11 protein-coding genes and 1 tRNA gene are annotated in these 10,935 nt (G+C 69.6%); 9 read left to right on the top strand and 3 right to left on the bottom strand.

The features are described 5' to 3' along the window. Positions 1-172: 172 nt before the first annotated feature. Positions 173-1,375, bottom strand: coding sequence for a pyridoxal phosphate-dependent aminotransferase (locus QCD68_RS15600; protein WP_301223693.1), 1,203 nt, complete (start codon positions 1,373-1,375; stop codon positions 173-175). 227 nt (positions 1,376-1,602) lie between these two features. Between QCD68_RS15600 and QCD68_RS15605 the strand changes: the two genes are divergently transcribed. The 6 genes from QCD68_RS15605 to QCD68_RS15630 all read left to right on the top strand — a co-directional run bounded on the left by QCD68_RS15605 (position 1,603) and on the right by QCD68_RS15630 (position 5,389). After that, positions 1,603-1,675 (top strand) — tRNA-Trp (locus QCD68_RS15605). Positions 1,676-1,694: 19 nt separating this feature from the next. After that, positions 1,695-1,970, top strand: coding sequence for a preprotein translocase subunit SecE (secE, locus tag QCD68_RS15610; protein WP_301223689.1), 276 nt, complete (start codon positions 1,695-1,697; stop codon positions 1,968-1,970). Between the two features lie 170 nt (positions 1,971-2,140). Continuing rightward, the gene (gene nusG / locus QCD68_RS15615) at positions 2,141-3,256 is read left to right on the top strand and encodes a transcription termination/antitermination protein NusG (RefSeq protein ID WP_301223690.1); all 1,116 of its coding nucleotides are present in this window, start codon (positions 2,141-2,143) and stop codon (positions 3,254-3,256) included. 143 nt (positions 3,257-3,399) lie between these two features. After that, a complete protein-coding gene (gene rplK / locus QCD68_RS15620; RefSeq protein WP_110824626.1) occupies positions 3,400-3,831 on the top strand; it encodes a 50S ribosomal protein L11 in 432 nt (143 codons plus the stop codon). Positions 3,832-3,911: 80 nt separating this feature from the next. Then, positions 3,912-4,601 carry a 50S ribosomal protein L1 gene (gene rplA / locus QCD68_RS15625; protein ID WP_204607362.1) on the top strand — a complete coding sequence of 230 codons (690 nt, stop codon included), beginning with the start codon at positions 3,912-3,914 and terminating at the stop codon, positions 4,599-4,601. A gap of 140 nt (positions 4,602-4,741) precedes the next feature. Next, a complete protein-coding gene (locus tag QCD68_RS15630) occupies positions 4,742-5,389 on the top strand; it encodes a Pr6Pr family membrane protein (RefSeq protein ID WP_301223691.1) in 648 nt (215 codons plus the stop codon). Here the strand turns inward: QCD68_RS15630 and QCD68_RS15635 are convergent. Together QCD68_RS15635 and QCD68_RS15640 are read right to left on the bottom strand one after the other, a co-directional pair. After that, positions 5,343-6,068, bottom strand: coding sequence for a YqaJ viral recombinase family protein (locus QCD68_RS15635; RefSeq protein ID WP_301223692.1), 726 nt, complete (start codon positions 6,066-6,068; stop codon positions 5,343-5,345). The genes QCD68_RS15630 and QCD68_RS15635 overlap by 47 nt on opposite strands. A gap of 62 nt (positions 6,069-6,130) precedes the next feature. Then, positions 6,131-7,342 carry an ROK family transcriptional regulator gene (locus tag QCD68_RS15640; RefSeq protein WP_111074422.1) on the bottom strand — a complete coding sequence of 404 codons (1,212 nt, stop codon included), beginning with the start codon at positions 7,340-7,342 and terminating at the stop codon, positions 6,131-6,133. Positions 7,343-7,483: 141 nt separating this feature from the next. Here QCD68_RS15640 and QCD68_RS15645 point away from each other — a divergent pair, with 141 nt between their 5' ends. The 3 genes from QCD68_RS15645 (at position 7,484) to QCD68_RS15655 (ending at position 10,770) form a co-directional block, all read left to right on the top strand. Then, positions 7,484-8,230, top strand: coding sequence for a sugar phosphate isomerase/epimerase family protein (locus QCD68_RS15645; protein WP_290158591.1), 747 nt, complete (start codon positions 7,484-7,486; stop codon positions 8,228-8,230). Then, on the top strand, positions 8,227-9,336 hold the full coding sequence (locus QCD68_RS15650; RefSeq protein WP_111074343.1) for a Gfo/Idh/MocA family protein: 1,110 nt from the start codon (positions 8,227-8,229) through the stop codon (positions 9,334-9,336). The genes QCD68_RS15645 and QCD68_RS15650 overlap by 4 nt, the downstream gene beginning before the upstream one ends. A gap of 132 nt (positions 9,337-9,468) precedes the next feature. Beyond that, positions 9,469-10,770 carry an ABC transporter substrate-binding protein gene (locus QCD68_RS15655; protein WP_111074342.1) on the top strand — a complete coding sequence of 434 codons (1,302 nt, stop codon included), beginning with the start codon at positions 9,469-9,471 and terminating at the stop codon, positions 10,768-10,770. Positions 10,771-10,935: the final 165 nt, after the last annotated feature.

Genomic DNA, 10,935 nt, shown 5'->3' on the forward strand with positions numbered 1-10,935 from the left:
GGTTGGGTCCGGGCCTGCCCCCCCCCCCCCCCCCACCCCCCCCCCCCCCCCGAAGCCCGCCCCCATTCCACCCCCGGCCCGCCCACCACCCCCGCCCACACCACACCCCCCCCCCAACCCCCCCCCCCCCCCGGCGCGCGGGGGCGCGTCGTGCCGTTCGGGGTGACCGGGGTCAGCCGAACAGGCGGGCCAGACGGGCGACACCCTCGGCGATGTCGTCGTCCCCGAGCGCGTAGGACAGGCGCAGGTACCCGGAGGGCCCGAACGCCTCGCCCGGGACGACCGCGACCTCGGCGTGCTCGAGGATCAGGTCGGCCAGCTCGAGGGTCGTGGTCGGCGTGCTGCCGGCCCACTCGCGACCGAGCAACGCGGTGACGTCGGGGTACACGTAGAACGCGCCCTGCGGCACGGGCGTGTTGAACCCCGGGATGGCGTTGAGGCCGGCGACGATCGCCTGCCGACGACGGTCGAAGGCCTCGCGCATCGCCAGGACGGGCTCCTGCGGGCCGTCCAGGGCGGCGATCGCGGCACGCTGCGAGACGTTCGAGACGTTCGAGGACAGGTGGGACTGCAGGTTCGACGCGGCCTTGACCACGTCCGCCGGGCCGATCATCCAGCCGACCCGCCAGCCGGTCATGGCGTAGGTCTTGGCGACCCCGTTCACCAGGATCGTCGTGTCCGCGAGGGCCGGGACCTGCTCGAGGACACCGGAGAAGGTGAGGCCGTCGTAGAGCAGGTCCTGGTAGATCTCGTCGCTGATCACCCAGATGCCGTGCTCCAGCGCCCACTCGCCGATGGCGCGGGTCTGCTCGGCGGAGTACACGGCACCGGTCGGGTTCGAGGGGGAGCAGAAGAGCAGCGCCTTCGTGCGCGGCGTCCGCGCTGCCTCGAGCTGCTCGACGGTGACGAGGTAGTCCTGGTCGCTGCCGGCGAAGACATCGACGGGGACGCCGCCCGCCAGCCGGATGGCCTCGGGGTAGGTGGTCCAGTACGGCGCGGGCAGCAGGACCTCGTCGCCGGCGTCGACCACGGTCTGGAACGCCTGGTAGACGGCCTGCTTGCCGCCGTTCGTGATGATGACCTGCGACGGGTCGACGGCGATGCCGGACTCGCGCGCGGTCTTGTCGGCGACCGCACGCTTCAGGTCCGGGAGGCCCGTGGCCGGGGTGTACCGGTGGTTCGCCGGGTCCTGCGCTGCCGCGACGGCCGCGTCGACGACGTGCGCCGGGGTGGCGAAGTCGGGCTCGCCCGCGGCGAAGGAGATCACCGGGCGTCCGGAGGCCTTGAGGGCCTTCGCCTTGGCGTCGACCTTGAGGGTCGCGGACTCGGCGATGGCGGCGATCCGGGAGGCGATGCGCGGACGGTCCCCGGGCACACCTGCGTCCGTGCCCGGGCGCGGGCTGCTGTCGGGGCTGTCGGTGGGCTGAGGGCTGGCGGCTTCGGTGCTCACGGGGCCAGCCTACCGACGCGCCGCGCCGGAGCATCCGTCAAGTGGACACCGCCGTCGGGACTCCCGTACACTGTTCTGCGGCGGTTGAAGTCTGTCGGAAACGGACTTCTTCTCCCTGGAACGACCGGATCCCGTACGGGTGGACGTTCCGAAGGGCGGTGGCTCAATTGGTAGAGCAGCGGTCTCCAAAACCGCAGGTTGCAGGTTCAAGTCCTGTCCGCCCTGCACATCGGGAAGGGTTGAAGTGGCGAGCAAAGACGTGGAGACGACCGACGACGTCGTCACCCAGGCGAAGGTCGACCGGGCACAGCGCCGTGGCCCCTTCGCCGCGATCGCACTGTTCATCCGCCAGGTCTTCGGCGAGCTGCGCAAGGTCGTCACCCCGACCCGCAAGGAACTCTTCAGCTACACGGTTGTCGTGCTCGTGTTCGTCGTCGTGATGATGATCCTCGTGTCGGTCCTCGACTTCGTGTTCGGTCTCGGCGTCGGCTACGTGTTCGGCAACGGCCCCACGGCCTGACCCAGCTGGCATGAACCCCGGCGCGCTGCACTCCTGGCGCGCCCGGCCTGACCGCAGGTCCGACCGCTCCGGTCCTCCTCGGGGTACGGTCTCCCGGAGACGGCGACCCGTTCCCTGCCCGGGACGTGAGCGCCAACCCGATCCGCACCATCGAACGGAAAGAACCGACTGTGTCTGACTACTCCCGCGACGACATCGACCTCGCGACCGCTGCCGAGCAGTCTTCCGAGGTCGAGGAGAACCAGGAAGGCGACGTCGAGACGAGCGAACTCCGTTCGACCGACTCCGCCGAGGAGCGCGCGATCTCCGTCGAGGACGAGGACGACGAGTCCCTCGGACTGAGCGACGAGCCGGACGACGGCACCGTCAGCACCGAGCTCGACGAGACCCTCGACGCCCTCGCCGAGTCGCGTGACCCGGAAGCCGACGCCGTCGTCGACGACGCGCTCGAGATCGACACCGCCGACGAGGCCGAAGCCGCCGTCGAAGCCGTCGAGGACGAAGAAGAGACCGAGCTCGAGGACGAGACCGCGGCTGACGCGAACGCGACCGTCGCCGCGGAAGAGTCCGCCGACACGCTCGGTGCGATCGCCCCGGAGTCCGAGGTCGACCTGGCCCCCGACACCGAGGTCACGATCACGGCCGAGGACGACGACGACGAGTCCGAGGTCGACCCGTACGAGGCGTTCAAGACCGAACTGCGGATGAAGCCGGGCAAGTGGTACGTCATCCACTCCTACGCGGGCTTCGAGCGCCGCGTGAAGGCGAACATCGAGAACCGCATGGTCTCGATGTCGATGGAGGACTACATCTACCAGGCCGAGGTCCCGATGGAGGACGTCGTCGAGATCAAGAACGGGCAGCGCAAGCTGGTCACCCGCGTCCGGATCCCCGGCTACGTGCTCGTCCGCATGGACCTCGACGAGGACTCGTGGTCCGTCGTCCGCCACACCCCGGGTGTCACCGGCTTCGTCGGCAACGCGCACAACCCGACCCCGCTCCGCTTCGACGAGGCCTTCGGCATGCTGAAGTCCCTCGTCCAGGTCGCCGAGGCAGCCCCGACCAAGGGCGGCGCCAAGGGCAGCGGACTCGCCCAGGCGCAGCCCCAGGCCGAGGTCGACTTCGAGGTCGGCGAGACGATCACCATCAAGGAAGGCTCGTTCGCGGGTCTGCCCGGGTCGATCTCCGAGATCAAGCCGGAGAGCGGCAAGCTCACCGTGCTCGTCTCGCTCTTCGAGCGCGAGACGCCGGTCGAGCTCAGCTTCGACCAGGTGACCAAGCTCTAGAGCTGGACACCATCCACTAGACTGTTCGAGTTTGGGTCCGCGCGCCTCGTGCGCTGCGGATCCGTCACCGCGATCCGGAACCGCCGGAGACGCGGGAGAGTGCACGGGTCCCCGTGCGTTCGATCCCAGGAGGAAAGCGAAACATGGCACCGAAGAAGAAGGTCACGGGCCTGATCAAGCTGCAGATCAACGCGGGCGCCGCCAACCCGGCACCGCCGATCGGTCCGGCGCTCGGTCAGCACGGCGTGAACATCATGGAGTTCTGCAAGGCGTACAACGCCCAGACCGAGTCGCAGCGCGGCAACGTCATCCCGGTGGAGATCACCGTCTACGAGGACCGTTCGTTCACGTTCATCCTCAAGACCCCGCCGGCAGCCGAGCTCATCAAGAAGGCCGCGGGTGTGAACAAGGGTTCCGCGACGCCGCACACGGTGAAGGCCGGACGCATCACGGCGGACCAGATCCGTCAGATCGCCGAGACCAAGCAGGCCGACCTGAACGCCAACGACATCGAGCAGGCGACGAAGATCATCGCCGGTACCGCTCGTTCGATGGGCATCACGGTCGAGGCCTGAGCCTCACCCTCCACACCCCAGTACTCACCGTGGGAGAGCCGCGCCGGCTCGCCAACCACGTATCTCGCAAGGAGACCACCATGGCGAAGAAGTCCAAGGCGTACCGCGCCGCGGCTGCGAAGATCGCGGCCGACAAGTTCTACACCCCGACCGAGGCAGTCGCCCTGGCGAAGGAGACCGGCTCTGCGAAGACCGACTCCACCGTCGAGGTCGCACTGAAGCTCGGCGTCGACCCGCGCAAGGCGGACCAGATGGTGCGCGGCACCGTCATCCTCCCGCACGGCACCGGCAAGACCGCCCGCGTCATCGTCTTCGCGACGGGTGCAGCCGCTGAGGCCGCCATCGCCGCCGGCGCCGACGAGGTCGGTGGCGACGAGCTCATCGCGAAGGTCGCCGAGGGCTACACCTCGTTCGACTCCGCGGTCTCGACCCCGGAGCTCATGGGCAAGGTCGGTCGTCTCGGCAAGGTGCTGGGCCCGCGTGGCCTCATGCCCAACCCGAAGACCGGCACCGTGACCCCGAACGTGGCCCAGGCCGTGAACGAGATCAAGGGCGGCAAGATCGAGTTCCGCGTCGACAAGCACTCCAACGTGCACTTCGTCGTCGGCAAGGCCTCGTTCACGCCGGAGCAGCTCGACGAGAACATCACCACCGCGCTGGACGAGATCGTCCGTCTCAAGCCGAGCGCCGCGAAGGGCCGCTACATCATGAAGGGCGCCGTCTCGACGACCTTCGGCCCGGGCATCCCGCTGGACGTCAACGTCTTCTGATCCTGATCAGCAGCGGATCGCACTGATCCACAGCACGACCAGAACGGCCCGCACTCCGGTGCGGGCCGTTCTGCGTACCCGGTGCGGCGAGCCCCGCTCCGCGTTCTCCGGACAGGGAGATCGACCAGTACCGTGATCCCGTGCGGATCTTCGTGAACGTCCTGCGGCTCGTGGCCGCGATCGCCATCGTCGCGGCCATCGTCGACGACCTGCAGCGTGCGCTCCAGAACGGGTTCGTGTTCTGGAACTTCTTCGGGTACTTCACGAACCAGTCGAACATCCTGGTCGCGGTCGTCTTCGTCCTCACCGTCGTGGCAGCAGTGCGCCGGCGCGATGCCGGCCGCCGGCTGGACCTGTTCCGCGGCGCCGCCACGGTCTACATCGCGACGACGGGTCTGGTCTACAACACGCTGCTCGCCCAGGTCGGGCAGCCGGTGGGGGAGTCCTGGTCCAACGACGTGCTGCACCGCTGGATCCCGCTGTACGTCGTGATCGACTGGCTGCTGTTCTCGGACCGCAGCCGTCTGTTCTTCCGCGACGTGTGGTGGTTCCTGATCTACCCGGCGGCCTGGCTGGTCGTGGTCGTGATCCGCGGTGCGACCGACGGCTGGGTGCCCTACCCGTTCCTCGACCCGAAGTCGGGCTACGGCGTGGTCGCGCTGTACTGCCTGGGCGTCGCGGTGTTCATCGGCCTGATGGGCCTGATCGTCGTCGCGCTGTCCCGACTGCGGTTGATCCCGGTCAGCGAGCGTCCCGCAGGCGATCGAGCACCAGGTCCGCGAGGGTGATGAGCCCGTGGATGGCGTCGTCGTCGCGGTCGATCCACCGGCACTCGGGCTCGTCGGCGACCGGCACGAAGTCGTCGTGCTTCTCCCAGACGAACAGCGTCCGGTCGGCACCGAGTACGTACTGCTGCCACCACACCTGCCGCATGTAGTGCCGGGGGACGCGGGTGAACCCGTTCGCGGTGGTCTTGATCTCGGCCAGCAGCAGACGGCCGTCGCGGTCGAGCCCGACACCGTCCGGGGTGGCCAGGTGTGCCCGGTTCGTGGCCGCATGGAACAGGTGCGCCGAGGGCTGGATGCCGTGGGTCGCGGCGACCCACGAGGCGATCACGGGTTCGCGTTCCTTGCCGTGTTCGGTGTAGACGTTGCCGGCGAACCGGGAGCCGTACCGCTTGTCGGCGACGACCGCGTCGACGGCGTGGAGGGACGCGAGACGTGCGACGTCGGTGGCCGTGATGCCCATCGCGCGGGCGCGCAGCCAGGCGACGCGGTCGGACGAGTGCGCGACGATCCGCTCGGTGTGCCCGCGGAGCGCGGTGAAGGTGTCGTGTGCGCGAGTCGGACGCGCGGAGCCGGTGGCCCGAACACCCGCAGACCGACCGCCGGCCGACGTGGCGGGGCCGGGCTGGGCCTCCCACCCGTCATCCAGGTCGCCCCAGAGAGTGGGCTGCACGATCGTCACCCCACGATTGTCCACCCGACCACCGGCACCGGCGAAACCGGCACGCGGTCGGGGTGCGGCGGTCAGGAGACCAGCTGCCGACCCTCGGCCATCGTGACCAGCTCGTCGACGCCCGCGGGGGACAGTGCGTACGCGATGGCGAGCGCTGCGGCACCCTGCAGTGCGGCGATCGAGCCGGCGCGGGACTGCGCGATGACGAGGTGCTCGGTGGCGAGGGGCATCGAGCGGGAGTAGACGACCTCCCGGACGCCGGCGAGCAGGTGCTCCCCGGCCTGGGTGATCGAGCCGCCGAGTGCGATCACCGACGGGTTGATGAGGGAGACGCAGGTCGCCAGGACCTCGCCGATGTCCCGGCCGGCCTGGCGCACGGCACCGATGGCGTCGAGGTCGGACCGGGCGACGAGCTCGATGACGTCGGCGCTGGTGTGCACGTCGTGGCCCTTCGCCCGCAGTGCCCGGGCGATCGCCGGACCGGAGGCGACGGCCTCCAGGCAGCCGGTGTTGCCGCAGTGGCAGGGGACGTCGCCCGCCCGCGAGACCCGGACGTGACCGATGTCGCCCGCGGTGCCCTGCGCGCCGCGCTGCAGCCGGCCCTCCGACACGATGCCGGAGCCGATGCCGGTGGCGACCTTCACGAAGAGCAGGTGGTCGAGGTCCGGCCAGCCGTGCGCCCGTTCGCCGAGGGCCGCGATGTTCACGTCGTTGTCGACGAGGACGTGGGCGCGGACGTGCTGGCGGAGCCAGCCGGGGACGTCGAAACCGTCCCAGCCGGGCATGATCGGCGGGTTGGCGGGGCGTCCGGTCGAGAACTCGACGGGGCCGGGCAGTCCGATGCCGAAGGCGATGACGTCGTCGCGGGCGCGGCCGACCGAGTCGAGCAGTTCGTCGACGACGCCGACGAGCCACTCGAGCGTGGGGACGGGTCCGGCGGCGATGTCGATCCGGGCGTCGCGGGTGGCGAGCTGGGTGCCGACCAGGTCGGTCACGGCGACCCGGCCGTGCGAGGCGCCGAGGTCGGCGGCGACGACGAGTCGTGCGGCGGGGCGCAGCGCGATCTGTGCCGGGGGTCGTCCGCCGGTGGAGGCGGCGGTGTCGACGGACCCGACGAGCCCGACGTCGACCAGGGCGTCGATGCGCACGCCGATGGTCGAGCGCGCCATCCCGGTGAGGGCAGCGAGTTCACCTCGGGTCCGCGGGACGCCGTCGCGCAGGATCTGGAAGAGCTCGCTGGCCCCGACCGGCGGCGTCGTCGCCGTCCGCGTCAAGTCGACCATGGTCGGAGTGAACCACACATCGTCCGGGCCACGCAACGAAGGTCGTCGAACCTCTTCGAACTTTTGCTTGACCGCCGACAAAAGCGCCCATAGTGTGACGATCGGTCAGAGAAGACCACATCTCGATGAGGAGAACACCTGGTGCCCCAACCGCTCTCGGTCCAGCTCTACACGGTGCGTGACGCACTGACGACGGACCTCCCCGGAACCCTGGCGACGATCGCCGACATCGGTTTCACGAACGTCGAGCTCTTCGGCTTCGTCGACCGTGCCGACGAGTACGCAGCCGCCCTGCAGCAGGCCGGTCTGACCGCGCCGAGCGGGCACGCACGTCTCCTCGACGTGGACGAGCAGGGGCTCGAGCGCATCCTCACCGCGAGCGTCACCGTCGGGCTCGGCACCCTCATCGACCCCCACGTCGACGAAGCACGCTGGACCACCCGCGAGGACGTCGAGGCCATCGCCCGCCAGTTCAACGACCTCGCGCCCCGCGCCGCCGACCACGGTCTGACCCTCGGCTACCACAACCACGCGTTCGAGTTCTCGAACCGCATCGACGGCTCGAGCGCCTTCGAGGTCTTCGCCGGCGCCCTCTCCGACGCCGTCGTCCTCGAGCTCGACACCTACTGGGCGAAGGTCGGCGGCGACGACCCGGTGGCCGTCCTCGGCCGACTCGGCGACCAGGTCCGGTTCCTGCACGTCAAGGACGGCGACGGCTCGCACGACGACAAGCAGCAGGTCGCGGTCGGCAACGGCATCATGCCGGTGCGCGACATCGTGGCCGCAGCGCCCGACGCCCAGCAGGTCATCGAGCTCGACGACCACGACGGCGACGTCGTCCAGGCCGTCCGCGACTCGTACGCCTTCCTCGCCGGAGCACACGCATGAGCGCCGCGGGACGTGTCGGGGTCGGTGTCATCGGCGCCGGCGTCATCTCGGACCAGTACCTGTCCAACCTGACGGTCTTCCCCGACGTCGAGGTCCTCTTCATCGCCGACATCGACCTGCCCCGGGCAGCGTCGCAGGCCGAGAAGTGGGGCGTGCCGGGCTCCGGCACGGTCGACGAGCTGCTCGCCGTCGACGACATCGAGATCGTCGTGAACCTCACCATCCCGGCCGCACACGTCGAGGTCGCCCTGCAGGCGCTGGCCGCCGGCAAGCACGTCTGGGGCGAGAAGCCCTACGCGCTGGACCGGCAGAGCGCCGCGCAGCTCCGCGACGCCGCGGTCGCCGCCGGCAAGACCGTCAGCGTCGCCCCGGACACGTTCCTCGGCGCCGGACTGCAGACCGCACTCCGCACCATCCGCGACGGCCGCATCGGCACCCCGCTGAACGGGCTCACCCTCTTCCAGAGCCCCGGCCCGGAGTCCTGGCACCCGAGCCCCGAGTTCCTCTTCGCCTACGGCGCCGGCCCGCTGTTCGACATCGGCCCGTACTACATCACGACCCTCGTGCAGGCGTTCGGACCGGTCGCGAAGGTCACGGCCACCGCGTCGAAGTCCCGCGCCACCCGCACGATCGGCTCGGGTCCGAAGGCCGGCACCGACTTCCCGGTCGACGTCCCGACGAACCACTCGGCGCTGATCCAGTTCGAGAACGGCGGCAGCGCGCAGAGCGTCTTCTCGTTCGAGTCCGACCGCGGCCGCACCGGCTTCGTCGAGATCGCGGGCGAGACCGGCACGGTCGTCTTCCCCGACCCGAACGACTTCGACGGCGACACCGAGCTGTACGCGCTCGGCGCCGACGAGCCCGAGACGATCCCCGCCGTCGGGTCCACCTACTCGCGGGGGACGGGCGTGGTCGACCTGGCCCGCTCCCTCCGTGCGGGTGAGGAGAACCGGGTCCCCGGTGCCCTCGCCTTCCACGTCCTCGACGTGATGGTCTCCATCGCCGAGGCAGCCGAACGTGGTGAGACCGTGCTCGTCGAGAGCACGGTCACACCCTCCCCGACCCTCCCCGAGGGTTGGGACCCCGCGGAGCAGACCCTGGCCTGACCAGGTCCAGCCCGACCGGACCCTGGTCCGACCCGGCCCTGCCCCGTCCCACACAGCAGCACCCAGCACCACCCAGCACCACCACCGAGCACCACCTCCTGCAAGATCTCAACGACGAGAAAGTAGAGCCTCATGCGCACTGCCATCCGCGCACTGGCCATCACCGCGGCCGCGGCACTCACCGTGACCGGCCTCGCAGCCTGCTCCTCCGGGTCGTCCGGTTCCGCCGGCGACTCGAAGACGCTCACCTACTGGGCGTCGAACCAGGGCACGTCCCTGCAGAACGACAAGGAGGTGCTGACCCCCGTCCTCGAGAAGTTCACCAAGGAGACCGGGATCAAGGTCAACCTCCAGGTCATCGGCTGGAACGACCTCCAGACGAAGATCCAGACCGCCGTCACCTCGGGCCAGGGCCCGGACGTGGTGAACATCGGCAACACCTGGGCGACCTCGCTCCAGGCCACCGGCGCCTTCCAGGAGTTCGGTGACTCGGAGATGAAGGCGATCGGCGGTGCCGACAAGTTCGGCAAGGTCGCGCTCTCCACCGGTGGCGCCCCGGACAAGACCGTCACGAGCGTCCCGCTCTACGGCCTCGCCTACGGCCTGTTTTACAACAAGCAGATGCTCAAGGACGCCAACATCGAGCCGCCCACGAACTGGGACGACCTCGTCACCGCGGCCAAGACGCTGACGAAGGGGGACACCTACGGGTTCAGCCTCGCCGGTGGTTCGTACACCGAGAACGCGCACTTCGCGTTCATCAACTCGGCGCAGAACGGCGGCGAGTGGTTCGACAAGAGCGGCAAGCCGACCTTCACCTCGAAGGCCAACGTCGACGGCATCAAGCGCTACATCGACCTGATGCAGGACGCGAAGGCCGCGAACCCCTCGAACGCGCAGTACGACAACGCCACCCAGTCGGTCACGGACTTCGCGAACAAGAAGGCCGCGATGATCCTCAACCAGAACAACGCGAACAACACCATCAACTCGCTCGGCATGAAGTCCGACGAGTACGGCGTCGTCCCGCTGCCCGCTCCGACCGGTGGCGAGCAGATCGCCAGCTTCCCGGCCGGCATCAACCTCTCCGTCTTCAAGAACACGAAGAACAAGGAGGGCGCGCTGAAGTTCGTCAAGTACATGACGAGCGCGGACACGCAGACCACGCTCGACAAGCCGTACGCGGCACTGCCGGTGCTCGCCGCCGCTGCTGACTCCGTCACGGACGAGCAGACGAAGACGTTCCTCGACATCTACAACAACAAGGCGAAGCCGCTCCCGCTGGTGCCCGCCGAGGACCAGTTCGAGTCCACGGTCGGCAAGGCGATGAACGACATGTTCGCCAAGATCGCGACGGGTTCGACGGTGTCCGACAAGGACATCAAGAGCGCGCTGCAGACGGCCCAGGACCAGGTCTCCCAGGCCGCAGGCTGATCCGACGGGAGGCCCGGACCACGACCGACAGGTTGGGTCCGGGCCTGCCCCCCCCCCCCCCCCCCCCCCCCCCCCCCCCCCCCGGGCGGGCCCAGTGGACCCCCGGGGGGGGCCCCCACCGCGGCCCAGGCCCGGAGCCCCCCCCACGCCCCCCCCCCCCCCGGG

Source organism: Curtobacterium sp. PsM8 (genome assembly GCF_030433875.1).
In the GTDB taxonomy this organism is placed as follows: domain Bacteria; phylum Actinomycetota; class Actinomycetes; order Actinomycetales; family Microbacteriaceae; genus Curtobacterium.